31 protein-coding genes are annotated in these 26,118 nt (G+C 68.7%); 16 read left to right on the forward strand and 15 right to left on the reverse strand.

What is annotated here, in order from left to right; genetic code table 11:
- The 10 genes from O4G76_RS18030 to O4G76_RS18075 form a co-directional block, all read left to right on the forward strand.
- Window positions 1–77: flagellar basal body rod C-terminal domain-containing protein (locus tag O4G76_RS18030; protein ID WP_269396389.1), on the forward strand; the 77-nt coding region annotated here is incomplete at its 5' end.
- Window positions 78–132: 55 nt separating this feature from the next.
- Window positions 133–1,548, forward strand: coding sequence for a flagellar hook-associated protein FlgK (gene flgK, locus O4G76_RS18035; protein ID WP_269398631.1), 1,416 nt, complete (start codon window positions 133–135; stop codon window positions 1,546–1,548).
- A gap of 12 nt (window positions 1,549–1,560) precedes the next feature.
- Window positions 1,561–2,622, forward strand: coding sequence for a flagellin (locus O4G76_RS18040; RefSeq protein ID WP_269398632.1), 1,062 nt, complete (start codon window positions 1,561–1,563; stop codon window positions 2,620–2,622).
- Window positions 2,623–2,753: 131 nt separating this feature from the next.
- On the forward strand, window positions 2,754–3,869 hold the full coding sequence (locus O4G76_RS18045) for a flagellar basal body P-ring protein FlgI (RefSeq protein WP_269398633.1): 1,116 nt from the start codon (window positions 2,754–2,756) through the stop codon (window positions 3,867–3,869).
- Complete coding sequence (locus O4G76_RS18050) at window positions 3,869–4,183, forward strand: rod-binding protein (RefSeq protein ID WP_269398634.1); 315 nt, start codon at window positions 3,869–3,871, stop codon at window positions 4,181–4,183. The genes O4G76_RS18045 and O4G76_RS18050 overlap by 1 nt, the downstream gene beginning before the upstream one ends.
- Window positions 4,180–4,599, forward strand: a complete 420-nt coding sequence (locus O4G76_RS18055; protein WP_269398635.1) for a hypothetical protein — start codon at window positions 4,180–4,182, stop codon at window positions 4,597–4,599. Before O4G76_RS18050 ends, O4G76_RS18055 begins: the two co-directional genes overlap by 4 nt.
- Window positions 4,600–4,706: 107 nt before the next feature.
- Complete coding sequence (locus O4G76_RS18060) at window positions 4,707–5,654, forward strand: flagellin (RefSeq protein ID WP_269398636.1); 948 nt, start codon at window positions 4,707–4,709, stop codon at window positions 5,652–5,654.
- Window positions 5,655–5,827: 173 nt separating this feature from the next.
- The gene (locus O4G76_RS18065) at window positions 5,828–6,232 is read left to right on the forward strand and encodes a flagellar biosynthesis regulator FlaF (protein WP_269398637.1); all 405 of its coding nucleotides are present in this window, start codon (window positions 5,828–5,830) and stop codon (window positions 6,230–6,232) included.
- A gap of 1 nt (window position 6,233) precedes the next feature.
- Entirely contained in the window at window positions 6,234–6,662 is a 429-nt protein-coding gene (locus O4G76_RS18070; RefSeq protein WP_269398638.1) for a flagellar biosynthesis repressor FlbT, read from the forward strand.
- Window positions 6,659–7,483, forward strand: a complete 825-nt coding sequence (locus tag O4G76_RS18075; RefSeq protein WP_269398639.1) for a DUF1217 domain-containing protein — start codon at window positions 6,659–6,661, stop codon at window positions 7,481–7,483. The genes O4G76_RS18070 and O4G76_RS18075 overlap by 4 nt, the downstream gene beginning before the upstream one ends.
- Window positions 7,484–7,555: 72 nt before the next feature.
- Here O4G76_RS18075 and O4G76_RS18080 read toward each other — a convergent pair whose 3' ends face one another.
- Genes O4G76_RS18080 through fliF form a run of 5 tightly spaced genes read right to left on the reverse strand, consistent with a single transcriptional unit; the run spans window position 7,556 to window position 12,182 of the window.
- A complete protein-coding gene (locus O4G76_RS18080) occupies window positions 7,556–8,629 on the reverse strand; it encodes a flagellar motor switch protein FliG (RefSeq protein ID WP_269398640.1) in 1,074 nt (357 codons plus the stop codon).
- A gap of 11 nt (window positions 8,630–8,640) precedes the next feature.
- The gene (gene fliP / locus O4G76_RS18085) at window positions 8,641–9,447 is read right to left on the reverse strand and encodes a flagellar type III secretion system pore protein FliP (RefSeq protein WP_269398641.1); all 807 of its coding nucleotides are present in this window, start codon (window positions 9,445–9,447) and stop codon (window positions 8,641–8,643) included.
- 8 nt (window positions 9,448–9,455) lie between these two features.
- Complete coding sequence (locus O4G76_RS18090) at window positions 9,456–9,815, reverse strand: FliM/FliN family flagellar motor switch protein (RefSeq protein ID WP_269398642.1); 360 nt, start codon at window positions 9,813–9,815, stop codon at window positions 9,456–9,458.
- Window positions 9,812–10,462 carry a FliH/SctL family protein gene (locus O4G76_RS18095; RefSeq protein ID WP_269398643.1) on the reverse strand — a complete coding sequence of 217 codons (651 nt, stop codon included), beginning with the start codon at window positions 10,460–10,462 and terminating at the stop codon, window positions 9,812–9,814. The genes O4G76_RS18090 and O4G76_RS18095 overlap by 4 nt, the downstream gene beginning before the upstream one ends.
- A 1-nt stretch (window position 10,463) precedes the next feature.
- The gene (gene fliF / locus O4G76_RS18100) at window positions 10,464–12,182 is read right to left on the reverse strand and encodes a flagellar basal-body MS-ring/collar protein FliF (RefSeq protein ID WP_269398644.1); all 1,719 of its coding nucleotides are present in this window, start codon (window positions 12,180–12,182) and stop codon (window positions 10,464–10,466) included.
- A gap of 141 nt (window positions 12,183–12,323) precedes the next feature.
- Between fliF and fliL the strand changes: the two genes are divergently transcribed.
- Genes fliL through O4G76_RS18120 form a run of 4 tightly spaced genes read left to right on the forward strand, consistent with a single transcriptional unit; the run spans window position 12,324 to window position 14,886 of the window.
- Window positions 12,324–12,887, forward strand: coding sequence for a flagellar basal body-associated protein FliL (gene fliL / locus O4G76_RS18105; RefSeq protein ID WP_269398645.1), 564 nt, complete (start codon window positions 12,324–12,326; stop codon window positions 12,885–12,887).
- A gap of 13 nt (window positions 12,888–12,900) precedes the next feature.
- Window positions 12,901–13,854, forward strand: a complete 954-nt coding sequence (locus O4G76_RS18110) for a flagellar motor switch protein FliM (RefSeq protein WP_269398646.1) — start codon at window positions 12,901–12,903, stop codon at window positions 13,852–13,854.
- The gene (locus tag O4G76_RS18115; RefSeq protein ID WP_085897713.1) at window positions 13,838–14,221 is read left to right on the forward strand and encodes a hypothetical protein; all 384 of its coding nucleotides are present in this window, start codon (window positions 13,838–13,840) and stop codon (window positions 14,219–14,221) included. The genes O4G76_RS18110 and O4G76_RS18115 overlap by 17 nt, the downstream gene beginning before the upstream one ends.
- Window positions 14,218–14,886, forward strand: coding sequence for a MotE family protein (locus tag O4G76_RS18120; protein ID WP_269398647.1), 669 nt, complete (start codon window positions 14,218–14,220; stop codon window positions 14,884–14,886). Before O4G76_RS18115 ends, O4G76_RS18120 begins: the two co-directional genes overlap by 4 nt.
- Before the next feature lie 29 nt (window positions 14,887–14,915).
- On the opposite strand, the gene flhB is transcribed toward O4G76_RS18120, so the two are convergent.
- Genes flhB through flgB form a run of 8 tightly spaced genes read right to left on the reverse strand, consistent with a single transcriptional unit; the run spans window position 14,916 to window position 21,182 of the window.
- On the reverse strand, window positions 14,916–16,037 hold the full coding sequence (gene flhB / locus O4G76_RS18125) for a flagellar biosynthesis protein FlhB (protein WP_269398648.1): 1,122 nt from the start codon (window positions 16,035–16,037) through the stop codon (window positions 14,916–14,918).
- 9 nt (window positions 16,038–16,046) lie between these two features.
- Window positions 16,047–16,802, reverse strand: coding sequence for a flagellar biosynthetic protein FliR (locus O4G76_RS18130; RefSeq protein WP_085897710.1), 756 nt, complete (start codon window positions 16,800–16,802; stop codon window positions 16,047–16,049).
- Between the two features lie 3 nt (window positions 16,803–16,805).
- Window positions 16,806–18,905: a flagellar biosynthesis protein FlhA gene (flhA, locus tag O4G76_RS18135; protein WP_269398649.1), complete on the reverse strand. Its 2,100-nt coding sequence runs from the start codon at window positions 18,903–18,905 to the stop codon at window positions 16,806–16,808.
- Between the two features lie 7 nt (window positions 18,906–18,912).
- Window positions 18,913–19,734 (reverse strand): lytic transglycosylase domain-containing protein, encoded by an 822-nt coding sequence (locus tag O4G76_RS18140; protein ID WP_269398650.1) that lies wholly within the window; start codon window positions 19,732–19,734, stop codon window positions 18,913–18,915.
- Window positions 19,731–20,000 (reverse strand): flagellar biosynthetic protein FliQ, encoded by a 270-nt coding sequence (locus tag O4G76_RS18145; RefSeq protein ID WP_085897708.1) that lies wholly within the window; start codon window positions 19,998–20,000, stop codon window positions 19,731–19,733. Before O4G76_RS18145 ends, O4G76_RS18140 begins: the two co-directional genes overlap by 4 nt.
- A gap of 40 nt (window positions 20,001–20,040) precedes the next feature.
- The gene (locus tag O4G76_RS18150; RefSeq protein ID WP_269398651.1) at window positions 20,041–20,364 is read right to left on the reverse strand and encodes a flagellar hook-basal body complex protein FliE; all 324 of its coding nucleotides are present in this window, start codon (window positions 20,362–20,364) and stop codon (window positions 20,041–20,043) included.
- A 9-nt stretch (window positions 20,365–20,373) separates the two neighbouring features.
- A complete protein-coding gene (gene flgC / locus O4G76_RS18155; RefSeq protein ID WP_269398652.1) occupies window positions 20,374–20,784 on the reverse strand; it encodes a flagellar basal body rod protein FlgC in 411 nt (136 codons plus the stop codon).
- A gap of 17 nt (window positions 20,785–20,801) precedes the next feature.
- Window positions 20,802–21,182 carry a flagellar basal body rod protein FlgB gene (gene flgB, locus O4G76_RS18160; protein ID WP_269398653.1) on the reverse strand — a complete coding sequence of 127 codons (381 nt, stop codon included), beginning with the start codon at window positions 21,180–21,182 and terminating at the stop codon, window positions 20,802–20,804.
- 79 nt (window positions 21,183–21,261) lie between these two features.
- On the opposite strand from flgB, the gene fliI reads away from it, so the two are divergent.
- Entirely contained in the window at window positions 21,262–22,656 is a 1,395-nt protein-coding gene (fliI, locus tag O4G76_RS18165; RefSeq protein WP_269398654.1) for a flagellar protein export ATPase FliI, read from the forward strand.
- A gap of 91 nt (window positions 22,657–22,747) precedes the next feature.
- On the forward strand, window positions 22,748–24,001 hold the full coding sequence (locus O4G76_RS18170) for an Hsp70 family protein (protein WP_269398655.1): 1,254 nt from the start codon (window positions 22,748–22,750) through the stop codon (window positions 23,999–24,001).
- A gap of 102 nt (window positions 24,002–24,103) precedes the next feature.
- On the opposite strand, the gene O4G76_RS18175 is transcribed toward O4G76_RS18170, so the two are convergent.
- Complete coding sequence (locus O4G76_RS18175; protein ID WP_106535125.1) at window positions 24,104–25,084, reverse strand: branched-chain amino acid ABC transporter permease; 981 nt, start codon at window positions 25,082–25,084, stop codon at window positions 24,104–24,106.
- Window positions 25,084–25,971 (reverse strand): branched-chain amino acid ABC transporter permease, encoded by an 888-nt coding sequence (locus O4G76_RS18180; RefSeq protein ID WP_085897703.1) that lies wholly within the window; start codon window positions 25,969–25,971, stop codon window positions 25,084–25,086. Before O4G76_RS18180 ends, O4G76_RS18175 begins: the two co-directional genes overlap by 1 nt.
- Window positions 25,972–26,118 lie beyond the last annotated feature (147 nt).

Here is a 26,118-nt window from a genome sequence, read left to right on the forward strand (position 1 = left end):
GCGCCTATTCCTCCAACGCCAAGATCGTCACCACCGTCGACGAAATGCTGCAGGAAACCACCAACCTCAAGCGCTGAGCCGCGCTAGGCGGCAGCAGAATGCGCCGCGCTTCTTTTTCTAAAGGATTGCAGAATGGGCATCACCGCCGCCTTCAACGCCAGCCGCACCGGCCTTGCCGCCGTGGAGAGCTGGTCGGAAATGACCTCCAGCAACATCGCCAACGCATCGCGCGCGGGCTATTCGAAGCGCAGCGCCCCCATGACGAGCCTGCCCGGCGGCGGCGTCGCGGTGACGGGCTATGCCCGCGCCGCCGATGCCCGCCTCGAACAGGCGCATCGACAGGAGATCTCGCGGGTGGCCGGGCGCGAGGTCGTCGCCTCGGCCCTCGCGAGCCACGCGGTCGTCCTGGGCGAGATCGATTCCGACACCGGGCTGCATGGTCGGCTCGCGACCTTCCAGAGCGCGCTCGACGCGGTGGCGTCCGATCCGGCGCAGCCGGCGCTTCAGGAGAGCGCGGTGAAGGCGGCGGTCGCGATGGCCTCGACGCTGCGCGGCGCCGCCGACAGCCTCGCGCTTATCGAATCCGACACCCGCGCCGGGGTCCGCAGCGATGTGAGCCAGATCAACGAAACGCTGACCGACATCGCCGAGATCAACCGCCAGATCAGCCGGGAGAACGGCCCGACCGAGCGCCGCGCCGCGCTCGAGGACAACCTGTCGACGAAGCTCGACGGTCTCAGCGAAATCCTCGACATCCGCACCAGCTTCGACGCCGGCGGGCGGATCTCGATCTTCACCACCGGTGGCGCGCCGCTGGTCGAAAACGATTCCGTGCGCGTGCTGAAATTCGACGAACAGACCGATCGGTTGTCGATCGACGGCGTCGACGTGACCCCGGGCAGCGTCGGTTCGCGGGGCTCCGAGGAGGGGCGGCTGGCGGGCCGTCTGGGGCTTCTGGGGGGCGACCTGCCGCGCATGCAGCTGCAGCTCGACGAGATGGCGCGCGCCCTCGTGCAGGGGTTCGAGGCGGCGGATGACAGCCTTGCCGCCGGTCAGCCCGGCCTGTTCACCGATGGGGGGGACGCCTATTCGGCGGCCGATCTGACGGGGCTGGCCTCGCGCATCGCCGTCAACGATGCCGTGCGCTCCGATGCGGGCGGCGGCGCATGGCGGCTGCGCGACGGCGTGGGCGCGGTGGCGCAGGGCCCGGCCTCGGATGGGCGGCGCATCGACGGCTACGTCACCATGCTGGCCGGAACGACCAGCTTCGACGAATCCGCGGGGCTGGGGCAGAACCGGACCCTCGCTGATTTCGCGGCCGGGCTGATCGCCGATCACCAGCAGATGCGGAACACCGCGCGCGACGAGGCGGAGGCCCTGGGGGCCGGACGCGATGCCGCGGAGGCGGCGCGCTCGGCGGTGCAGGGCGTCAACATCGACGAGGAACTGCAACAGCTGATGTTGATCGAGCAGAGCTATTCCGCCAACGCCACGGTCATGAAGACGCTGGGCGAGATGATGGACACGCTGCTTGCGGCCGTCAGGTAAAGGAGACCGATGATGATTTCGATGACCCGGACATCCGGCAGCCTGCAAAGCACGCTGACCCGCACCCGCCTGATCGGCGAACTTGACCGCAAGCTCGGCGATGCCGGCACGGAGATGAGCACGAACCGCAAGGCGGACGTGTATCGCTCCTTGGGCACGCGCTCGGCCGAGGCGTTGACGCTGCGCTCCAACACCAAGCGGCTCGAGGGGTTCGCCCTCTCGAACGAGCTGCTCTCCTACAGGCTCGACAGCGGCACCAAGGCACTGGGCGAGATCCGCAGCACGGTGAGCGGCGTGCTTGATCTGGCCGCGCAGACCGGTGCCAACGGGCTGATCCAGGGCAAGGAGCTGCAAGCGGCGGCGCGCGTCGCGATCGAGCAGATCATCGGCCAGGCCAACCGTACCGTGCAGGGCAGCGCGCTGTTCGGGGGGCTTGACAGCGGCAACCTGACGCTGCAGCCTTGGGACCAGGCGAACCCGCGCAGCGGTCTCGCCCCATCCGACGTGGTGTCGGGGATCTACGGGGCAGGGCCGGTCGATGCCGCCGATGCGGCGGCGATCGCGAACCAGATGGCCGCCGTGTTCACCCCGGGCGGCACCGCGCCCGGTGATTTCGAGCAGACCTTCTACAATGGTAGCCCGGTCTCGGAGACCGCCCGGCTCACGGCGCGGATCGATGCGGATGAAACGATCGAGTACGGGGTTCAGGCCAACGATCCGGGTATGACGGAAATCCTGCGGGGGCTGGCGATGCTGGCGGCGACCGACATCGCCGACATCGCCGATCCCGAGGCGCGCCAAGTCTGGTTCGACGAGGGCCTTGCGGCGCTCAGCGCGGGTTCCGAGAATCTCCTCGCCGCCGAGACCCGGATGGGGGCTCAGGCCTCCCGGGTCGAAGAACTGCGTGAATCGCAGGAACTGCGGCTCAATCTCTACCGGAGCCAGACCGACGCCCTCGAAGGCGTCGATCCCTACGAGGCCGCGACCCGGCTGACCCAGTTGCAGACGCAGCTCGAGGCCACCTATGCGGTGACGGCGCGGCTCTCTAAGCTGTCCTTCCTCAACTATCTCTAACCCGTGTTGATCCATGAACAGTTTGCATAATTGCAACCTGTTCATGGATTGATCGGAACTGTTCTTGTGGGCCTTCCCGGCGCCCGGCTAGGATGACCGGGCAATTCAGGCCTCCGGGAGCAGCGTCGCACATGGCAGGACATCTTCCGCGTCTCTTGCCGGCCCTCGCGCTGGCGCTCGGTCTGGGCGCGATCGCGGCACCGCCATCGGCGGCGGATGTGCGGATCAAGGACATCGCCCAGTTCGAGGGCGTTCGCGAGAACCAGCTCGTGGGCTACGGCCTCGTGGTCGGTCTCAACGGCACCGGTGATTCCCTGCGCAACTCGCCCTTCACCGAACGCTCGATCGAAGGGATGCTGGAACGGCTCGGCGTCGGCAACCTGACCGACGAGCAGATGCGCACCCAGAACACCGCCGCGGTCATGGTCACCGCGATGCTGCCGCCCTTCGCGCGGCGCGGCTCGACCATCGACGTGGTCGTCTCGTCGCTGGGCGACGCCACCAGCCTGCGCGGCGGCACGCTGATCGTGACGCCGCTCACCGGCGCCGATGGCGAGGTCTATGCGGTGAGCCAGGGGCCGATCGCGGTGGCGGGCTATGCGGCGCAGGGCGCCAATGCCAGCATCGTCGAGGGCGTGCCCACCGTGGCGCGAATCGAGAACGGCGCCACGGTCGAGAACGAGATCGATTTCGACCTCGCGGCGATGAACTCGATCCGCATCGCGCTGCGCACCCCGGATTTCACCACCGCCAAGCGGGTCGAACAGGCGATCAACGCGCATATGGGCAGCATCGCCAGAACGCTCGATTCGGGGACCGTCGAGGTGCGTTCGGCCGCCAAGGTCGACATCCCCGGCATGCTGGCCGAGATCGAGGGGCTCCGCGTGCAGCCCGACGCCATCGCCAAGGTGGTGATCGACGCCCGCTCGGGCACCATCGTCATCGGCTCCGAGGTGCGCATCGCCGAGGTCGCGGTGAGCCAGGGCGGCCTCACGGTGATCGTCAAGGAAGAGATCGAGGTGAGCCAGCCGGAGCCGATCTCGATCGGCAACACCGTGATCGTGCCGCAGACCGAGGTGACGGTCGAGGAGCAGGAGGCGCAGTTCTCGATCCTCGAGGGCGATGTCAGCCTGCAGCGCCTCGTCGACGGGCTCAACGCCATCGGCGTCACCGCCAGCCAGACCATTTCGATCCTGCAGGCGATCAAGGCCGCGGGCGCGCTTCACGCCGATCTGGAGATCATCTGATGGAGATCATGCCCACCGCGCTGTCTCTCAAGCCGCTCGCCAAGACCCGCGAGGCGGATCCCGAGACGATGAAGACCGCGAAGAAGTTCGAGGAGATGTTCCTCGCGCAGACCGTGGACGAGATGCTCAAGAGCGTCGACATCGGCGCCTTCGGCGGCGGCCATGCCGAGGAGACCTGGCGCAGCTTCCTGGCGCGCGCCTACGCCGAGCAGATCGCCGATCAGGACAGCACGGGAATCGCCACCAGCGTGGCGCGTGCGATCGGTGCCTATGGAGACACCGACGGCACCCGGACGGGGCAGGGGACAGCATGACGCAGGAAACCGAATCGCAGCCGAGCGGCCTCGATGCCGAGATCGCGGAACTCGTGGCGCTGCTCGAGGCGGAGATCGCCGAGATCCGCGCGGGCGACCTCGCCGGCGTGACCGCGCGGCTCGAGCGCAAATCAAAACTGGCCGCGCGAATCGAATCGGCACGCCCCGAAATCGAGGCCGGTCTCGCGGCCGGGGACGATGCGGCGCAGGGGCTGCGCGAGCGGCTCGACACGCTGGCGGATCTCATCGCGCGGGATGCAGCGATGCTGGAACGGATGCGCGCCACCACCGGCGCCGTCGCGCGCGATCTGGAGCGCCTGCGCGACCGGCACGGGCTGGGCGGCCTCTATGGCGCGAACGGCAACCGTAGCACAAAGGACACGCTTTCCCGCGCGCCCATGGATAAGACCGTATAGCGTCACAAACGCGCCCCAATTCATGGGTTTAACCATAGTCATACCGCGGCGGTCATGCCGACTTCGTCAGAAAGACGATCGAACAGTTAGAATGCTGGAGAACTACAATGTCTTCGATCCTCACCAACAACTCCGCGATGTCCGCCCTCTCGACCCTGCGGAACATCAACTCCAACCTGAACAGCACCCAGGACCGCATCTCGACCGGTCTGAAAGTGTCGTCGGGCAAGGACAATGCCGCCTACTTCGCGATCTCCGAGACGATGAAGGGCGACAGCGGCATGACCAAGGCCGTCAATGAAAGCCTGACCCTGACCAAGAACTCGGTCGCGACCGCGCGTCTCGGCGCCGAGCAGTTCTCGGACCTGGCGACGGAATTCCGCGACAAGGTCGCCTTTGCCCAAGAGAACAAGGGTGGTCTCGACGAGATCGAGTCCGACCTGACGCGCCTCGTCGCCGATATGTCGGCAATCCTCTCGCAGTCGACCTTCAACGGCGATGACCTGGTCAACGCTGCCGGCAAACAGGCGGACGGTACTACGGACGCGAGTGCAGACAGCGCTTTCGCTGCGGACGGGACCTATACCGCTGAAACTGGCGCGAGTGCGGCAGGGGGTGCGCGTACGATCGTCACCGGCATCAGCCGCGACTCCGCTGGTGCCCTGACCACGACGACCATCTCGGTTACGCCGGTGGATCTGAACGCTCAGAAGGAAATGTTCCGGGCGATCGCCGATGGTTTCGCCGCGAAGGCCGGATCGGCGACTGGCGAGGCCTACCTCTCGGCAGTTCTGAGCAGCGCCGACACCGCGACTAAGGCGACCGTCGACGCGGCTACCTCGCTGGGTCAGTCGGAGAAGTCGATCGAGCGTCAGCAGGAGTTCCTGACCAAGCTCTCCGACAACCTCGACGCCGGCGTCGGCGCGATGGTCGATGCGAACATGGAAGAGGAAGCGGCCCGTCTGCAAGCACTGCAGGTCCAGCAGCAGCTGGCGTCGCAGTCGCTCTCGATCGCCAACCAGGCGCCGCAGAACATCCTGAGCCTGTTCCGCTAAGGCACTTCGCGGCCCGCCCTCCGGGGCGGGCCGCACCCCAACCGGGCCAGCGCCCGATATCCCCCCCGACAGTTTTCGACCGGCTGACGCGTCTGCGCGATCCTCGGGTTGTGTCCGCGTCCGCCTCCACCGTCCCCGCCAGAAGAGCAGGGCCCTGAGCGAGAGCAGAACGCATGAGCATCGCCGCCTACAAGACCACCATCCGCGAAAGCGAAACCCCCCGCCAGATCGAGCGCCGTGTGCTGAGCCGCGTCACCGGCCAGCTCGCCACCCGTGCCTCTGCCTTCGACCGGGCCGAGAGCGCCCGCGAGCGCAGCGCGCTCCTGTCCGACGGGCTGCGCGACGATCTGGTGACCAATCAGAAATTCTGGTCCGAGCTGCAATTCGACCTGGCCCAGCCCGGCAACGCGCTGCCGGCCGAGCTGCGCGCCGGGCTGATCTCGCTGGCGATCTTCGTCGACCGCCAGACCAGCGCCGTGATCGGCGGCAACGCCGGCGTCGGCGCGCTCGTCGAGATCAACCGCTCGATCGTGGCAGGCCTTGGCGGCCAGACCCCGGCCCCGGCGGAGGTGGCCTGACATGGCGCTCAAGCTCACCCTCCGCCCCGACGAGCGGATCGTCGTCAACGGCTGCATGATGCGCAACTCGTCGCGCCGCCACGTGCTCACGATCGAGAGCCATGCCGACGTGGTGCGCGGGCATGACCTGCTCGACGAGGACGCGCCGGTGACGCCGGTCACCCGGGTCTACTACCTCGTGCAGAACGCGCTGATCCATTCCAAGCTGCGCGACGACCTGGTGCCGATCATCCAGCGGGAGATGGCGAACCTCGCCACCACCTTCGGCCATCCGAGCCTCGGCCATATCTTCGAGGCGGCCAACTACGTCAGCGTTGGCGACTACTACAAGGCGATGCGCGCGCTGCGCCCGGTCCTCGAACACGAGGCGAAGCTGTTCGACCACATCTCGTCGGGCACGCAGGCCTCCGCGTCCATGGCCGCCGAATGATCTCGCTTTCGGGCCTCAACGCCCGGATGGGCCTGCAGCTGGTGGACGCCACGCGCGACCGCCAGCTCGAGATGATCCGCAGCAGCGCCGAGCACAGCCGCGCCATCGGGGCGTTCGAGGAGCGCATCGGCGACATCAAGACGGTCGACCAGCTGATGGAGGACCGGGAGCTCTATGTCTTCGTGATGAAGGCCTTCGATCTGGAGGACCAGATCTTCGGCAAGGCGATGATCAAGAAGCTGCTCAAGAGCGACTCCGAGGACTCCAGCTCACTTGTCAATCGCCTGACCGACCCGCGGTTTCAGGACCTCTACAAGAACCTCGGCTTCAAGGACGAGGGAACCCGGAACACGCTGACCAACTCCAGTTTCTGGCGCAAGACGATCGTCAACAAATACGTCGAGCAGCATTTCGAGAATGCCCAGGCCGACCAGAACGAGACGGTCGGCACCGTGCTGGAGTTCCGCCGCAAGGCGGGTAGCATCAAGAACTGGTACGACGTGCTCAAGGATTCCGACCTGACGGAGTTCATGCGCACCTCGCTCGGGGTGCCTGCAAGCGTCGCGGGTCTGGACATCGACAAGCAGGTCGAGCTGTTCAAGGCGAAGTTCGATCTCACCAAGCTCAAGGATCCGGACGAGCTCGCGAAGCTCGAGCGGACCTATGTCGCGATCTCTGACACGAAGTCCGGCGTCAACAGCTCGACCAACGCGGCGCTGGCGCTGATGAACGCCGCCGTCAGCGCCGGGGCGGGGGGGCAGTTCACGCCGATCACCCTCGACATCTCGATCATCACCTCGATGCCGCGCTCGACCTACTAGGCCGGGCGCGCCGAAACACGGCCATCGGACGGGAACCGGCAGGGCCGGAGCGACAGCTCCGGCCCCGCGTCGTCATTCGAGGATGTCCTCTTCCTCGTCGGCCGCGCTCGGCAGCTCGATCGTGCCCTCTTCGGCAAGCTGGCGGGTGTAGTCGACGATCATCGTCTGCGCCGCGCGGGCGTCGCGGCCACGGACCGGGCCCATCGTGTTCATCTCGTCGAGCAGCATGTCGCGCGCCCGCGCGGTCAGCGCGTCGAGGAAATGCTCGCGCATCTCCTTGGAGGCGCCGCGCAGCGCGAGCGGCAGCGTGTTGCCGGTCAGGCCGCGCATCACCCGCGCGAGGCTTTGCGCGTCGAGCCGGATCAGGTCCTCGAAGGTGAACATCTTGGCCATGATGCCGTCGAGCGCGCCGGGCTTGCGGGCGTCGATCGCCTGCTGCAGCCCTTCGAACACGTCGCGGTCGAGCTTGTTGAACAGATCCGCCATGCGCTGTTCCATCTCGACGCCGCTCGACTGGCCGCCGGCCGAGAGCATGTCGGTCTGCAGCGTCTCCTCGATCTGCGCCATCATCTTGGGCGGCACCGCCTCCATCCGGATCATCCGCTCGACCACTTCGCGCATCATCTCCTCGCCCAGGAGCGGCAGCACCTTGGCGGCGACCTCGGTGTCGACATTGGACAGGATCGCCGCGGCGGTCTGCTCGTGCTCGCCGCGCAGATAGGTGGCGATGACGCTCTCGTTCATCGCCGAGAAGCGGGTCCAGAGGTCGCGCTCCTTCATCGGGCCGCGGATGTCGTTGAGGATCGCCTCGACCTGCTCCTCGGGCAGGAAGGCGCGCAGCATCGCCTCGGCGGTGGCCAGCGAGCCGACCACGCCGCCGCCGGTATCGACGCCCTCGGAGAACTCGGCCAGCACCCGCTCGACCAGCTCGGCCTGCACCACGCCGAGCCGCGCCACGGCGCGGGTGATCTTGGCGATGTCCTCGGGCGCGAGCTTGCGCATCAGCTCCGAGCCGCGCTCCTCGCCGAGGCAGAGAAACAGGATCGCCGCCTTCTCGGCACCGCGCAGCCGACGCAGCGGCGGGGTGGGGGGCGTCGCCGCGGCGCGGACCGGGCTGGGCTCGTCGCGCGCGGGCGCGGGGGTCATCGCGTTCATCCTCATCCTCCGGCCAGTGGCACGTAGCTGTCCATCAGGCTGCCCGCCAGCATGTACCAGCCGTCGATCAGCACGAAGAAGATCACCTTGAACGGCAAGGAGATCAACACGGGCGGCAGCATCATCATGCCGGCGCTCATCAGCACCGAGGCGACGATCAGGTCGATCGCCACGAAGGGCAGGTAGATCAGGAAGCCGATCGAGAAGGCGCGGCGCAGCTCCGAGATCATGAAGGCCGGGATCAGCGAGCGCCACGACGCCGCCTCGGCGGTCTCGGGCAGCGGCTCGGGCTCGGCCCCGTCGGCGCGCGCGGCCAGCCCCTGGAACAGCTCGATGTCGCGCGGCCGGGTGTTGGCGAACATGAAGGCGCGGAACGGGTCGCCGATCCGCGCGATCGCCTGCTCCTCGGTGATCGCGTTGTTCATCAGCGGCTGCAACCCGCCCTCCCAGGCATCCTCGAACACCGGCTGCATGACGAAGAAGGTCATGAACAGCGCCATCGAGGACAGCACCATGTTGGGCGGCGTCTGGTTCAGACCCAGCGCCGAGCGCAGGATCGAGAACACGATCACGAAGCGGGTGAAGCTGGTCATGATCATCAGCAGCCCCGGCGCGATCGACAGCACCGTCATCAGCGCCACCAGCTGGATGATCCGCCCCGAGAGCGAGGCGCGCTCGTCGGAGCCCGGCGCCGCGTCTGAGAACACGTCGCCCAGCGCGTCGAGCACGCCCGCCCCGTCCTGCGCCATCGCGGGCCAGGCCGCGAGCGCGAAGGCGCCGGTGGCGAGAAGGAGGAGGCTGCGGTTCATTGCCGTGTTCAGTCGCCCGAAACGTAGTCCTTGACGATCTCGGTCAGCGAGACGCCGATCCGCGCATCGCCGAGCTTCACGAGGTCGCCGCGCGCCACGAGGCGGTCGTTGATCACCACCTCGACCGGTTCGCCGATCCGCTTGTCGAGCTCGATCACCGAGCCGCGCCCGAATTTCAGGAGCTGCGCGATCGGCAGCCGGGCATGGCCCAGCACGATCTGCACGTCGAGACCGACATTGAGCATCGCCTCGATGTTGCGCCCGCCCTTCGCGGCCTGGGCCTCGGGTGCGTCGTCGAACAGCGCGGCGGCATCGTCCTCGATCTCGGGGAACTCGGCGCCGGTGGTCTTGCTGGGGGTCTCCGTCACGTGCGGTCCTCCGCTTGGGGGTGGGGGCGGGCGCTGGCCCGCAATGTGCTCAGGATCGCGTCGCAGATTTGCGCGAAGCTGTAGTCGAGATTGCCGCCCTCCCAGAAGACGCGGGCGTCGCCGGGAACGAGTTCGGGATCAATGGTGACATGGGCGCGCGCGCCGAGGTTCCGATCGGCGATCAGCGCCTCGACCTCGCGTTGCAAGTCTTGCGAGCCCGGGGGCAGGGCGATGTCCAGCCGCGCCGCGCCGAGCCCGAGTCTCAGCCCGCGGCGGATCTGCGCCAGGGCGCGGCGATGGGCATGGACCTCGAGGATCTCGGGCAGGACGGTCGCGGCGGTGGTCGCGGCATAGTCGAGCAGCTGCGCCTCGAGCGCGGCGCGGTGCCGTGCCTCCTGCGCCATGATCTCGCCAAGCCGCCCGTCGATCCGTTCCAGCGCCGCCGAGCGGGCCACGTCTTCGGCGGCGCGCGCCTCGGCCTCGGCCTCGGCGCGGCCCTCGGCGCGGCCCTGCGCCAGCGCCTCGTCGCGGGCGGCGGCGACGGCGGCGAGCAGCTCGTCATCGGTATGGCGCGCCTGCGCCTCGCGCCGCGCCAGCTGGCGTTCCTGCGCAATCTCGTGGTCGAAATCCCGTTCGAAGATCGACATCTCAGGCCTCCTCGGCCAGCCAGCCCTGAACCACCTTCAACGAGGCCTCGGGCTCGTTCTCGACCATCTCGCCGACCGAGATGAGGCGGCGCTTGCCGATCTTGCCCTCGACCGAGGCGAGCGACACCATCTCGTCGCCCTCCCAGGTCGCGATCTGCTGCTCGTAGGGCAGCACGGCCTGCTGTCCCGGTCCCGTCGCGCCCATCATCCCAGGCTGGCCGAGTTCCGAGCCTGGTGCCGCCGCAGTACCGGGCAGGCGCGGGGCGCCGGCCCCGGCCGGGCCGCCCTCGTAGCCGAGCTGGCCCGCGCCATCGGCCCCGGCGAGCGCCAGGCCCGGCGCCACCTCGGGCAGCACGCGGCGCAGCATCGGCCGCAGCCCGAAGGCCAGCACCGCCGCGACCAGCGCCAGGGCGAAGGTGCCGCGCAGGATCGCGCCGAAATTCTGGGCGATGGTCTGGCCCATCGTCAGACCGATCGGGGCGCCGACATCCATCGAGTAATCCATGAAGCGCAGGCTATCGACCGAGACCAGATCGCCGCGCGCCTCGTCATAGCCCACCGCCGAGCGCACCAGCGCCGCGAGCCGCTCCAACTCTTCGGGGCTGCGCTCCTCGTAGACCGTCTCGCCGTTCGCGGCGACGTTGTAGATGCCGTTGACCAGCACCGCGACCGAGATCCGCTCCACCGATCCGGGCTCGCGCACCGTCTCGCTCTGGGTCGAGCCGATTTCGTAATTGACGATCTCGTCGGTGCGGGTCGAGGTCGAGGCGGACTGCTCGCCATTCACGTCGCCGCCCAGTTCGGGGGGCAGGTTGTTGCCGACGCCGACCTCTTGCTGCGTGCCCTCGCGGTCCTGGTTCTCCTCCTGGCGGGTCTCGGTCGAGCGCACCACCTGCTGATCGGGGTTGAAGCTCTGCTCGCGGATCACCTGGCGCTCGGTCGAGAGGTCGACATTGACCTGCACACGGGCGTTGCCGGCGCCGACGCGGGCGGTCAGCATCTCGGTGATCGACCGCTGCAGCCGCTCCTGCATCGAGGCCCCCGCCGCCTGCACGCCGGCGTCGCCCTCGGTCTCTTCCGACAGGATCGTCTCGCCGCTGGCCGAGAGCACGGTGACGCGCGAGGCGGCGAGATCGGGCACGGCCGAGGCCACCAGCGCCCGGATCGCGAGACCCTGACGGCGCGAAATCGAGGAGGTGGCGCGGCCGCGCACGATCACCGAGGCCGAGGGCTCGGGCCGGGTGCGCGAGAAGGCCTCGCGCTCGGGCAGCACGAGATGCACGCGGGCCGCGTCGATGCCGTCGATGGTCTGGATCGAACGGGCGAGTTCCCCTTCGAGCGCGCGCAGCCGGCTCACCTGCTGCATGAAGCTGTTCATGCCGAGGCCCGAGGACTGGTCGAAGATCTCCCAGCCGGCGCCGCCCTCGCCGGGCAGGCCCTGCTCGGCCAGCGCCATGCGGGCCCGGGCCACGTCGTCCTGGGGCACCGAGACGATGGTGCCGCCGCCCGACAGTTCCACGTCGAAGCCGTCCTGCTCCAGCGCCGAAACCACCCGGCCGGCGGTGGCGAGCGACAGATCCGAGTAGAGCGGCGCGAAGTTCGGGGCCAGCACGAGGTTCAGCCCGACCAGCAGCGCCAGCACCAGACCGAGGCCGGTTGCGCCCAAGGCGATGAGCCGGGGCCGTCCGAGGGCCGCGAGGTTGTCGATGATGGATTGCACGCAAAGCCTCGCCGATACGGGTCTTTGTGTCGAAACTATCCTCAAAACATTCCATGGAACAAGTATAGTCATGGATAAGTTCTTGCCTGTTGGGTCCGAAAACCACATATTGTCCATGTTCCGACAATCGCGGGAACCAACATGTCCGAAGCGAATGCCAAGATGGCCGGCAAGGCAAGCGGCGCGCGGCCCGGTCGGCTGCGCCTGATATTGCTCGTGTTTCTCTCCGTGATCGCCTTGGGCGGCGGATTGATCGCGGCGGTCGGCCCGGCACGAATCCTCGAACTGGCCGGTTTGGGCGGCGATGCGGCCGAGACCGAGCCGGTCTCCGAGCCGGCGGAGCCCGCGGCCGAGGAGATGCGCGCGGCGCTGGCCGCCGATCCGGCGCATATGGCGCTGCCTTTCGAGGAGATCATCGTCAACATCACCGCCACCACCGCCTCGGGCCGCCAGACCAGCCGTTTCCTCAAGCTCGATCTCGCGCTGATCTACGATTCGACCGCGCCGGACGCGGCGCGGCTACCGGAACGGCAGATCTACATGCGCGACAGCTTTCAGGACTACCTGCGCACGCTGGACGAGCGCGACCTGCGCGGCAGCCTCGGATTGTCGGAGCTGAAGTCCGAACTGCTGCGCCGGGCCCGCGCGGTCTCGGGTGGCGAGGCGCCGCGCGAGATCCTCGTCTCGGACATGATCGTCCAGTGAAAGGGGAGATCGCATGAGCCAGCGCACGCTGCGTGAGCCCGAAGGCGGCCTGACCCAGGGCAGCATCGAGGAGCAGATCATCCAGATGGCTTCGCTCAGCTACGAGCGGCTGCCTTTGCTGGAGGCGATCTTCGAGCGCTACGCCCTCGGCCTGGGCGGGGCCTTCAAGACCTTTGCGGCGATGCCTGCCGAGGTGACGCTGCTCTCCTTCGAATACATGCCCTGCGCCGATGCGCTCGACGGGATCGCCGCGCCGGCCCTGACCGCGGTGGCGCGGGCCGAGCCCTGGGACGGGCGGCTCGCGGTCGCGTTGTCGCCGGAGCTGTTGTTCTCGACCCTTGAGATCATGCTGGGTGGCCGCAGCGGCGACGGGCGCCCATGGACGCCGCGCAGCTTCACCGCCATCGAAAAGCGATTCGGCCAGAAGCTGGCCGAGCTGGTGCTGGCGGATCTCGAGGCCGCCTTCGAGCCGGTGGGCCCGGTGAAGTTCCGGCACGATCACCTCGAAAGCCGCCCGTCGAACGCGGTGCTGGCGCCGCCGATCGCCCCGGCGGTGCGGATCGCGTTGCAGGTCAGCCTCGAGGGGCGCGGCGGCGTCTTTCACATCGTCATTCCCGACACGACGCTGCAGACGGTGCGGCCATTGCTGTCACAGAGTTTTCCGGGCGGCGACCTCGGCGTCGAGAGCGGTTGGCGCGAGGCGCTGAGCCGCTCGATCGAGGGCTCCGAGGCGCGGGTGACGGCGATGCTGCACGAGGTGCGGCTCGGACTGCGCGAGGTTCTGGACTGGAAACCGGGCGACATCATTGACCTCGGCATCGACATGGATCACGAGGCCACCGTATCGTGCAACGGTCTGGCGCTGTTCCGCGCCGCGATGGGCCGTCGCAAGAACGGCTCGGTGGCGCTGCGCGTCACCCAGGAGCTTGCGGACGAGAAGGAGCGCGACGATGGCGATGCTGATTGACGCTGTGATCCTGCTGATGCTGGCCGGCGTGCTGTGCTATGCGATCATGGTGGATCGCCGGGTGCGCCTGCTGATGGAGACGCTGCGCGAGCTGCAGCCGATGATCACCGCCTATTCGGCGGCGGTCGACCGCTCCGAGGAAACGGTGCGCGACCTCGCGGGCGCCGCGCGCGATCTGGGCGAGGCCGAGGCCCGCCCGGCCAAGGCACCGCTTTCCGCCAGCCGCGAGAAAATTCCGGCGCGGTCCGGCGACAAGGCGGCGCGGGCCGCGCGCGCCCGCGCGCAGGCGGCGGGCGTCACCCGCGTCACCGGCAAGACCGAGCTGGTGCAGGGCTTCTTCGACAGCGTGCGCGAGCGCGATCAATGATCACGCCGCGCCCGTTCCAGATGGTGGTCGGCGCGCTGGCGCTCGCGGGCGTCGCCAAGGCGTCGCTGCTGATCGGCGGCGTCGGCACGAATGCCGGACCCGGCGCGGCGCCGCAGCCATCGCGGCCCGGCCTCTTCGTCAGCGCGGCCAACGCCGCCGCCGGTGACCCGGCCCCCGAGCCCGCGCCGGAACCGGCGCCGGCCCCGGCCGAGACCGTGATCCCGCAAAGCTGCGCCGCCCCCGAGGAGGTGCTCTCGGCCATCGCCACCGAGCGCGGCCTGCTCGACGAGCAGCGCGCGGCGCTGAACGACCGCGCTTCCGAGATCGCGCTGGCCGAGGAGACGCTGGCGATCGAGACGGCGCGGCTCGAGGAGCTGCGCGGCGAGCTGGAAGGGCTGCTGACCAAGATCGACGAGGCGCGGCAGGCCGATGTAGAGCGTCTGGTGGCGCTCTACGTGAACATGAAGCCGCGCGAGGCGGCGACGATCATGAACGATCTCGACATCGAGGTGGCGGTGACCGTGCTCGGCGCGATGCCCGAGCGCGACGCCGCGCCGATCCTGGCCGCGATGAACGTGGTGCGCGCGCAGGCGATCTCGATGATCATCCTCGAGCGCTCCAAGCTGCCCGGCGACCAGCGGCTTAACGGCATCCGGCTGCAATAGTCCGGGGGCGGCGCGCGGGGTTCCTCGCTTCAGTCCTCTTCGCGCAGCCGCGACCCCTCCGGCGGGGCGCGGCGGATCTTGCGGCGCAGGTCCATGATGTAGCCGATGATCTCGGCCACCGCCTGCCAGTGCTCTGTCGGGATCGCCTCGTCCACCTCGACCACCTCGTGCAGGGCCCGGGCAAGGGGGCGGTTCTCGACCACGGTCACCTCGTTCTCGCGCGCGATCCGGCGGATCTGCGCCGCGATCAGGTCGGTGCCCTTGGCGACGCAGACCGGCGCCGGGTCGACCCCGGGCGTGTATCGCAGCGCCACCGCGTAATGGGTCGGGTTGGTCAGCACCACGGTCGCCTTCGGTACGGCGATGGCGATGCGCTGCTGCGCTCGCTTGCGGCGGATCTGGGCGCGCTTGCCCTTGATGTGCGGATCGCCCTCGCTGTCCTTGTGCTCGTCGCGGATCTCCTTGAGGCTCATCCGCTGCTTGCGGATGTAGTCCATCCGCTTCCAGATGATGTCGATCAGCGCCACCACGGCCAGGAAGGCGGTCGCCCCCACCAGCATCCGCACGATCGCGCCGCGCGCATGCGGCAGCAGCGTCTCGGGGGCGAAGCCCGGCGCCTCCCAGATGCCCATCACCGAGCTCTTGACCGCGAGGCCCGCGATGATCGCCACCACGGCGACCTTGAGGATGTTCTTGCCGAACTCGACGAAAGCGTCGGCCGAGAACAGCCGCTTGAAGCCCGAAAGCGGGTTGAGCTTCGACAGCTTGGGCTTGATCCGCTCCAGCGCCACCACGGTCTGGCCCTGGATCAGCACGCCGAACAGCGCCGCCAGCACCATGACGAGCACCACCGGTGCCAGCGTGCCCGCCACCGCGCCGACGAGGTGCTGCGCCACGCCGCTGACGTCGCGCAGCCCGGCCGAGCCGACGCCGATCTCCATGCCGCCCGCCGAGGCCAGAAGCCCCGACAGGTCCCCCGCGAGACGCGGCAGCAGCTCCGGCAGCACGTAGAGCGACAGGACGAGCAGGGAGAAGGCGCTCATCATGTTGCCGGTTTCCTTGGAGGAGGGGACGTCGCCCTTCTGCCGCGCCTTGCGCAGCTTCTGCTCCGTCGGCTCCTCGGTCTTGCTGCTCTTGTCTTCCTCCGACATCGCGCCCCCTTAGAAGCTGAAGCCCGTGAGCCAGTCGGCGAGGGCCTGCATCATCGCCGATAGCATGGGGGGACCGGCGAAGACGAGGCCCGCGAGCCCGCCGGCGATCAGCAGCGGCGCCGCCACGAAGAACACCGGCAGGCTCGGCATCACCCGGTTGGCGAGACCCATGCCGAGATTGAGCACCAGCGACAGCACGTAGAACGGCGCCGCGAGCGACACGCCGAGATAGAAGCTGCGCGCCACCGCGCGCACCGTCTGCTGCGCGAGGTCGCCCAGCATCAGCCGCCCCGGCGGGAACAGCACGTAGCTGTCGATCAGCGCGGTGATCATGACGTGGTGCAATTCGGTGACGAAGATCAGCACCACCCCGGCCATCAGCAGCAGCCCCGACAGCAGGGTCGAGCCCTCGAAGCTGCCCTGGCTCGGCGCGAAGGCGTTCGACAGGCCCGCCACCATGCCGAGCTGGTAGCCCGCGAACGAGAGCGCCGAAAACAGGATCCGCGCGGTGGTACCGATCCACAGCCCGATCGTGATCTCGGTGGCGAAGATCGCCAGAAGCGCCACGGGAGCGGCCTGTGCCGCCCCTTCGATCGGCGCCAGCGGCGACAGCGACACGCTCAGCGCGAGGGCAAAGAGCAGCCGGTGCCGGGCCGGGATCGACTGTTCGCCGAAGCCCGGCAGGAACATCAGCGCCGTGCCCAGCCGGGCAAAGACCAGACCGGCGGCGAGGGCCTGCGCGACGAGGAGTTCGCCGAGATCCAAGCCTCAGCCGCCGATGGTGGCGACGGTGCGCAGCGCCGCCTTGCGATGCACTTCGTTGTGGGAAATCACCTGCGTCATCGGGCTCACCCGCTCCAGCATCGAGCGCACGAAGCCGCGCACCTCGGGGCTGACCATCAGCGCCGGCCATTCGTCGGCCTGCGCGAAGCGCTGGATCTCCTTGCGCGCCTCGAGCACGAATTCCTGCACCCGCTGCGGCGACATCAGGAAATTGCGCTCCTCGCCGTTCATCCGCACCGCGCCGTTGAACTCGGTCTCCCAGGCCGAGGACATGGTGATCACCGGCACGAAGCCCTGCGCGTCGGTCAGCGCGTGGCAGATCTGGTTCGACAGGCGGCGGCGCACATGCTCGGTGATCAGCGTCACCGAGGAGGTGGTGCGCCCGGCCTCGGCGATCGCCTCGACGATCAGCGGCAGGTTGCGGATCGAGATCCGCTCCAGCAGCAGCGCCTGCAGCACGTGCTGCACGAGGATCGTCGGGCTGGTGCCGGAAATCTCGCCCGCGAGCTTCTGGTAGGGGCGGGGCAAGCCCTCGATCAGCTGCTGCACCGCGCCATAGGTCAGCAGCTCGGGCATGTGCTGCTTGATCACCTCGGTCAGATGCGTGGTGATGACGCTTTCGGGGTCCACCACGGTGCAGCCCGCCGCCTCGGCCTGATCGGCCAGGGCCTGGTCGACCCAGACCACCTCGAGCCCGAAGGTCGGGTCCTTGGTGCGCGGACCGGGCAACTCGATCGCGGCCTCGGCGGGGTTGATCACCATCATTCCGGTGGCACGGATCTGCGCGGTGGCGGCGGCCACGCCCTGCACGGTGATCGCGTAGCTGTCCGAGGCCAGCGCCGGGTCGTCCTTGATCCGCACCGAGGGCAGCACGAAGCCGAACTCGCGCGCGAAGAGATGGCGCAGGCTCTTGATCTTGCCGGGCAGGGCGGCGTCGGGCCGGTTGATCAGCGGCACCAGCGCGCCGCCCAGATCGAGCCGCAGATCGTCGAGCTTCAGCGTCTCCTGCACGTCATCCTCGGGGGTCTTGGCCTCGGCCTCTTCGCCCTCGATCGCCTTGGCCGCCTCGCGCAGCACCCGTGCCTTGGTCTCGCGGTCCATGACGTAGCCCAGACCCGCCATCATCGCCGCGAGGATCACGAAGACCGGCAGCGGAAAGCCCGGCAGCAGGCCGATGCCGCACAAGAGCCCCGCGGCCATGTAGAGCGCCTTGGGGAACTTGCCGAGCTGGCCCAGCACCGCCTCGTTGGCCGCTCCCTCGGTGCCGCCCTTGGTGACGATGAGGCCGGCGGCGAGCGAAACGATGAGCGCCGGGATCTGGCTCACCAGCCCGTCGCCGATGGTCAGGGTGGTATAGACATTGGCGGCCTCGCCGATCGGCAGCCCGTGCTGGACCACGCCGATCAGGATGCCGCCGACGATGTTGATCATGGTGATGATCAGCCCCGCCACCGCGTCGCCGCGCACGAATTTCGAGGCGCCGTCCATCGCCCCGAAGAACCCGCTCTCGTCCTCGAGTTCCTTGCGCCTCGTCTTGGCCTGCGCCTCGTCGATCAGCCCCGCGCCCAGATCGGCGTCGATCGCCATCTGCTTGCCCGGCATCGCGTCGAGCGAGAAGCGCGCCGCGACCTCGGCGATCCGGGTCGAGCCCTTGGAGATGACGATGAAGTTGATCACAACGAGGATCGCGAAGATCACGATGCCGATCACGAAGCTGCCCGCGACGATGAATCGCGAGAAGCCCTCGATCACCCCGCCAGCAGCGCCCGGCCCGGTATGGCCCTGGCTCAGGATCAGCCGGGTGGAGGCGACGTTGAGCGACAGCCGCAGCATGGTGACCACCAGCAGAAGCGTCGGGAAGCTGTTGAACTCCAGTGGCTTCGGGATCCACAGCGCGACCATCAGGATCAGCGCCGAGAGCGCCAGCGAGATCGCGAGCCCCAGATCGAGCAGCACCGAGGGCAGCGGCACGAACAGCACCGCCAGCACCGCCGTGACGCCGAGCGCGAAGCCCACGTCGCGGTTGGCGAGGCCGAGGGCCAGCATGCGGGAGGGCGGCTTGGCGCCGGTGGGATTGCTGCTCATGCGTGCCTCACGAGGATGGCCGGTCTTGGCCGATCATCGGCCGCAGCGGTGCGTTGCTGTAGATCCCGAAGCGGGCACCGCCGCCGCCCGTGTTGCCCGCGGACCAGCCGCGTCGGCCCGGCTGCGCGATGGCGCCTGCGCTTTGCGGGGCGGCGGTCGGGCGGGCGGCGGCGCTGCCGCCGTGTCCCTGACCCGGGGCGGCGAGATCGCGGAAGCCGGAGATGCGTTCGTTGGCGATCTCGATATTGCGGCGCAGCGACGCGAGATAGATCTGCTGCGCCTCGGGCGTGCGCGAATGATAGGCCCCGGCGGCGGCGGTCCAGTCGCCGAACTCCTCGTAGAGCCCGCGCAGGAAGCGCGCCGCGTATTCGACGTTGCGCGCCGGATCGAAGCCCTCGGCGACGCCGTCGAAGGCCTTCGGATGCCAGCGCAGGTTGATCTGCATGCAGCCGACATCGATGCTCTCGACCCCGGCGGCGCGGCGCGCGGAGATCCAGCCCAGCGCCGCCTCGCGATTGTCGAACAGGCGGCCTTCGCCGGCGGCGTTCACCGCCCATGGCCAGATCGTCAGCTGGCCGCCACGGGTCACCCCGGCCTCCTGGATGCCGATGGCCAGCAGCAGGTTGCCGGGGATCCGGTGGCGCAGCTGCGCGCGCAGGATCTCGGCGACGCAGACGCCGTGCTCGAGGGGCGCGCCGCGCGGCGCGGCCCCCGCGGTCGAGCCCTCGCGCAGCGCGTCGCTGCCGCGGTAGAAATCGCCCCAGCCGGCAAGACCGGGCCGCGGCATCAGGGCCGCGACGAGCGCGATGGCGAGCCCGAGACGCCTCACGCGCCACCGCTCGCGATCAGGTCGAAGACCCGGTCCGACAGCTTGGTCAGCGTCGTGTAGATGAAGGGGGTGGCGGCGAGGAGGCCGAGGAAGATCGCCGCGATCTTCGGCACGAAGGTCAGCGTCATTTCCTGGATCTGGGTCAGCGCTTGGAAGAAGGCGATGGCGAGGCCGACCCCCAGCGCCAACGCCAGGATCGGCCCCGAGCCGATCAGCACCGCGAGGATCGTCTCCGACAGGATGTCGTATGTATCGCTCTCGGTCATCGCCGGTGCCCCCGCGCGCGTGGTCTGTCCGGTGCCGCGATCAGATCGGCATCCGCAGCACTTCCTGATAGGCCTCGACCACCTTGTCGCGCATCGAGATCATGACCTTCACGGTGCTCTCGAGCTCGAGCGTTGCCTCGACCACGCGCTGCGCGCCGACCTCGCCGGTCAGGCCCTTCTGCGCCACGGCCTCGGATTCCCGCACGTTCTTCACCGCCGTCGAGGCGGCCTCGCTCAGGACGTCGGCAAAGCTCTCGCCCTTGGCCGGCGCCTCGACGGCGGCCGGGCTTGAAGTCAGTTCCTGCGAGGAGCGGTAGGCGCCGCGAATATTCGTGGTGGAAAGGATCGAGGAGAATTCGGTCATCGGTCAGCCCTATCGCAGGAGGTCGATCATCTGGTTGCGCATGTCGCGCCCGGCTTCGAACATGTTCATGTTCGCCTCGTAGCTGCGCGACGCCTCGCGCATGTTGCTCATTTCGAGGATCGGGTTGACGTTGGGCATCTTGACCATGCCCTTGTCGTCGGCGGCCGGATGCGCGGGATCGTGCACCCGCGCGAAGGGGCTGTCGTCGCGGCCGATCTGTTCGACCTTGACCATCGAGGCGCCGATCGCGCGATCGACCAGTTCTTCGAAGGCCAGCGTCTTGCGGCGATACGGGTCGGCGCCGGGCGTGCTGCCGGTCGAATCCGCGTTGGCGACGTTCTCGGCGACGACCTTGAGCCGTTCGCCCTGCGCCCGCATGCCGCTGGCGGCGATGGCGCTGATCGAGGAAAGCGGGTCCATGACGGTCTCCTAAAGGGTCAGCGCAGGCCGGTGGCGGACATGGTGAGCAGCTCGTGGCCCTTGCGATAGAGCTGGGTGGCGAGGCGGTAGCTTTCGCTGATCTCCGAGGCCTTTACCGTCTGCTGCTCCAGCACCACCGAGTTGCCGTCGATCGAACGTTCCCAGGCGACCGGGTCGTCGATCACCCGGGTCGTCTCGTGGCGGCCGCCCGAAGAGGTGATGTGGCGCGGATCGGTGGTGGCGATACCTGCCTGCCGGCCGGCCAGCAGCGCCTCGAAACCCGACACTTCCTTGGCTCGAAAGCCCGGGGTGTTGGCGTTGGCGATGTTTTCGGAAACCACCTTTTGCCGCGCCGCGAGCCAGTCGAGGCGTTTCGAGGCAAGAGCAAAGAAGGACATTCCATCGAGCATTTGCGTTTCCTTTCGGGTCGATCATGGATAGCATGTATAAATCGGCATGACTACCGGAGTGATTTTCATGCAGACCGCATTTTCGGAACTGACGTCGCAACTGCGCAACGCTCCGGAGGCGCGCATCACCGGCGAGGTGCGCGCGGTGCTGGGCCTGTCGCTCACGGTGAGCGGGCTGGAACGCGCGGTCGGGATCGGCGGGCGCTGCACGGTGCATGGGGCCCGCGGCCCGGTGCTGGGCGAGGTCGTCGGCATCGACGCGCGCGGCACGCATCTGCTGCCCTTCGGCTCATGGGCCGGCGTCGTGGTCGGTGACCGGGTGGAACACAGCCCGCGCGGCGACCTGCTGCGGCCCGACGCCTCGTGGATCGGCCGCGTGGTCAACGCGCTGGGCGAACCGCTCGACGGGCGCGGCCCGCTGATGGAGGGCGAGGCGGCGCGGCAGGTGCGGGCCGGTCCTCCGGCGGCTTTCGCGCGGCGCCGCGTCGGGGCGCGGCTCGACACCGGCATCAAGACGCTCGATGTCTTCGTGCCGCTGTGCCGGGGCCAGCGCATGGGCGTCTTCGCGGGCTCGGGTGTCGGCAAATCGACCCTGATGGCGATGCTGGCCCGCGGCGCGCAGGCCGACGTGATCGTGGTGGGTCTCGTCGGCGAGCGCGGCCGCGAGGTGCAGGATTTCATCCAGGAGGATCTCGGCCCCGAGGGCATGGCGCGCTCCGTCATGGTGGTCTCGACCGGCGACGAGCCGCCCCTGATGCGCCGCCAGGCGGCCTGGACCGCGACGGCGGTGGCCGAGCATTTCCGCGACCAGGGGCTGCAAGTGCTGCTGCTCTTGGACAGCGTCACCCGCTTCGCCATGGCGCAGCGCGAGATCGGGCTGGCGGCGGGCGAGCCGCCCACCGCGAAGGGCTACCCGCCCACGGTCTTCGCCGAGCTGCCGCAGCTCCTGGAGCGTTCGGGTCCCGGCGCGGAGGGGCAGGGCGACATCACCGGGCTCTACACTGTGCTGGTCGATGGCGACGACATGAACGAGCCGGTGGCCGACGCGGTGCGCGGCGTGCTCGACGGCCACGTCGTGCTCGACCGGTCCATCGCCGAGCAGGGGCGGTTCCCGGCCGTGAACATCCAGAAGAGCATCTCGCGGATGCTGCCGGGCTGCCATTCGGCGGCGGAATACGCGGTGCTGCAGGCGGCGCGGCGCAGCCTCGCGCGCCATGCCGACATGGAGGAGCTGATCCGGATCGGCGCCTACAAGCAGGGCTCCGACGAGGAGGTCGACGCCGCGATCCGCTTCGCTGGCCCGGCCGACGGCTTCCTGAGCCAGCGCAAGGGCGAGGCGATGGTGGCCGATGAGAGCTTTGCCGAGATCTACCGCATGCTGAGCGAGGCCGGGATCAACGTGGCGCTGCCGAAGGCCCCGCAACCGCCGGCGCCCTTGCGCCGGGTCGGACAGGCGGGCTGAGCCCTCTCGGGGCTTTCGCCGGGCACGGCTTGTCGCTAGACGGGTCCGCTCGACAAGGGCCCGGCGGGCCGATCAAGGCGGAGACATTCTCATGACCCCCGTGGCCTGCGGCATCGATTTCGGCACCTCCAACTCCACCATGGGGCTCGGCGCCGCGCGCGACGCGCGGCTGATCGCGCTCGAGGGCGACGAGGTGACGCTGCCCAGCGCCGTGTTCTGGGAGGTGGACGACCCGGCGCCGATCTTCGGCCGTGCCGCGATCTCGGCCTATGTGGCGGGCGAGGAGGGGCGGCTGCTGCGCGGTCTCAAGAGCACGCTGGGCTCATCGCTCATCACCGAGCGCACCGCGATCGGCCGCCGCTCGGTGAGCTTCGTCGAGATCCTCGGCCGCTACTTCGGGCACCTGCGCGCCCGGCTCGACGCGGTCGCGCCGGGGGTGGAGCGGGCGGTGCTGGGCCGGCCCGTGCATTTCGTCGACGACGACGCGGCGGGCGACCGCGCGGCGCAGGACGCGCTGGAGGAAATCGCGCGCGGCGCGGGCTTCTCCGAGGTCGGTTTCCAATACGAGCCGATCGCCGCGGCGCTGGATTACGAAAGCGGCATCGCACAGGAGGAACTGGTCCTCATCGTCGATATCGGCGGCGGCACTTCGGACTTCTCGGTGGTGCGCGTCGGCCCCGACCGCATGGAACGGCCGGACCGCGCGGATGACATCCTCGGCAATGACGGCATCCGCGTCGGCGGTACCGATCTCGACCGGCTGCTGAGCCTCGCGAGCGCGATGCCGCATCTCGGCCTCGGCAGCCCGATCCGCGGCGGCAAGGGCGACATGCCGCGCCACTACTACGTGGATTTCGCCACGTGGCATCGCATCAACCGCCTCTACGCGGCGCGGGCCCTGTCGGATCTAAAGGCGCTGTCGCGGGAGGCGGATGCGCCCGAACTCGTGGACCGGATGGTCCGGGCGGTCGAGGATCGGCGCGGCCATGCGCTCGCCATGGCGGTCGAGGGGGTGAAGCTCGACCTGTCGGAGGCCGAGGCCGCGCGGCTGGAGTTGAAGCCGCTCGTGGGCGGCCCGAACCCGGTGGTGACGCGCGCGGGTTTCGAGGAGGCGATCGCCATGCCGCTGCGCCGGATCGGCGAGCGGATCGGTGCGGTACTGTCACAGGCCGGCGTCGGGCCGCAGGCGATCGGAACGGTGTTCATGACCGGCGGTTCCTCGCGGCTGCCGGTACTGCGGTCGCTGGTGGCCGCGCATCTCCCCGAGGCGCGGATCGCCACGGGGGACATGCTGGGCTCGGTCGGCACCGGTCTTGCCTTGGAGGCCGGTCGGCGCTTCGCCTGAGGCAACTTTGTTCCCGAAATACGCAATGACGATCTGTCCACCGGCGCCACGAAAAAGGCCCGGGCGATCCGCCCGGGCCTTTGCCATTCCCGTACCGGTTTCTCAGAGCGGCCGCTTGAGCCACTTCGACAGCACGCCGATGATGCCTTCGCGGAACAGCAGCACGCCGAGCACGAAGATCACGCCCTGGATCACCGTGACCCATGCCCCCATCGAGGCGAGGTAGTTCTGCATCGTCACCACGATGGTCGCACCGAGGATCGGCCCGAACACCGTGCCGACGCCGCCCAGCAGCGTCATCAGCACCACCTCGCCCGACATCGACCAATGCACGTCGGTGAGCGAGGCAAGCTGGAACACCTGGCTCTTGGTCGCGCCGGCGAGCCCGGCGAAGCTGGCCGAGAGCACGAAGACCATAAGCTTGTAGCGGTTGACCCGGTAGCCCAGCGAGATCGCGCGCGGCTCGTTCTCGCGGATCGCCTTGAGCACCTGCCCGAAGGGCGAGTGAACGATGCGGTAGAGGAACAGGATGCCGCCGAAGGTGATGGCGAGCACGAGGTAGTAGAGCGCCTCGTTGCTGTTGACCGAGAACAGGCCGAACAGCTCGCCGCGCGGCACCGACTGGATCCCGTCCTCGCCGCCGGTGAAATCGGCCTGCAGCGCGAAGAAATAGACCATCTGCGCGAAGGCCAGCGTCACCATGGCGAAGTAGATGCCCTGCCGGCGGATCGCCAGCGCGCCGATCGCGAGGCCCAGCAGGCCCGCCGCCAGCGTACCGACGAGGATCGACGCCTCGGGCGTCCAGCCCCAGACCTTGGAGGCATGCGCCGCGACGTAGGAGGCCCCGCCGAAATAGGCGGCATGGCCGAAGGATAGGAGCCCGCCGAAGCCCAAGAGCAGGTTGAAGGCCGCCGCGAAGAGCGCGAAGCACATCACCTTCATCGCGAAGACCGGGTAGACCAGCATCGGCAGGATGGCGAGCAGCACGAAGAGCACCGCGAAGATCGCCTTGTGCAGCATCGGCATGCCGGCTGTGGCGGGGCGGCGCTCGTTCACCGGGGCCTGGATATCGCTCACGCTCATCAGTTGTTCCTCCCGAACAGGCCCTCGGGCTTGATCATCAGCACGATGGCCATGATCACGAAGATCACCACGGCGGAGCCCGCCGGGTAGAACACCTTGGTGAGACCCTCGACGATGCCGAGGCCGAAGCCGGTGACGATGGCGCCCATGATCGAGCCCATGCCGCCGATCACCACCACCGCGAAGACGACGATGATCAGGTCGGCGCCCATGTTCGGGTTGACCGAGTAGATCGGCGCCGCGAGCACGCCGGCAAAGCCCGCCAGCGCCACGCCGAAGCCGTAGGTCAGCATGATCATCAGGGGCACGTTGATGCCGAAGGCGCCGACGAGGGTCGGGTTCTCGGTCGCTGCGCGCAGATAGGCGCCGAGCCGGGTCTTCTCGATCACGAACCAGGTGCCGAAGCAGACCACGACCGAGGCCACCACGACCCAGCCGCGATAGTTGGGCAGGAACATGAAGCCGAGATTCTGGCCGCCGGAGAGCTGCGACGGGATCTGGTAGGGCAGGCCGGAGATGCCGTAGTAGTTGCGAAACAGCCCCTGGATGATCAGTGCCACGCCGAAGGTCAGCAGCAGGCCGTAGAGATGGTCGAGGTGGTAGAGCCGCCGGAGCGCCAGCTTCTCCAGCACGATGCCGGTCGCGCCGACGATCACCGGGGCGAGGAGCAGCGCCCACCAGTAGTTGATGCCGAGATATTCGAGCAGCATCCACGCGACGAAGGCGCCGAGCATGTACTGCGCGCCATGGCTGAAATTGATGATGTTGAGGAGGCCGAAGATCACCGCGAGGCCGAGCGACAGGACCGCGTAGAACGACCCGTTGATCAGCCCGAGCAGGAGCTGCCCCATCAGAACCTGCGGCGGTATGCCTAGGAGTTCGAACATGCCTGTCCCGTTGTTTTGAGTGGCCCCTTGGGGCGGAGGCGGGGGGGGGGGGGGGGGCGGGGGGGCGGGCGGGGGGGGGGGGGGGGGGGGGGGGGGGGGGGGGGGGGGGGGCGGGGGGGGGGGGGGGGGGGGGGGGGGGGGGGGGGG

The sequence above is a fragment of the Limimaricola sp. G21655-S1 genome (assembly GCF_027213785.1).
Lineage (GTDB): Bacteria > Pseudomonadota > Alphaproteobacteria > Rhodobacterales > Rhodobacteraceae > Limimaricola.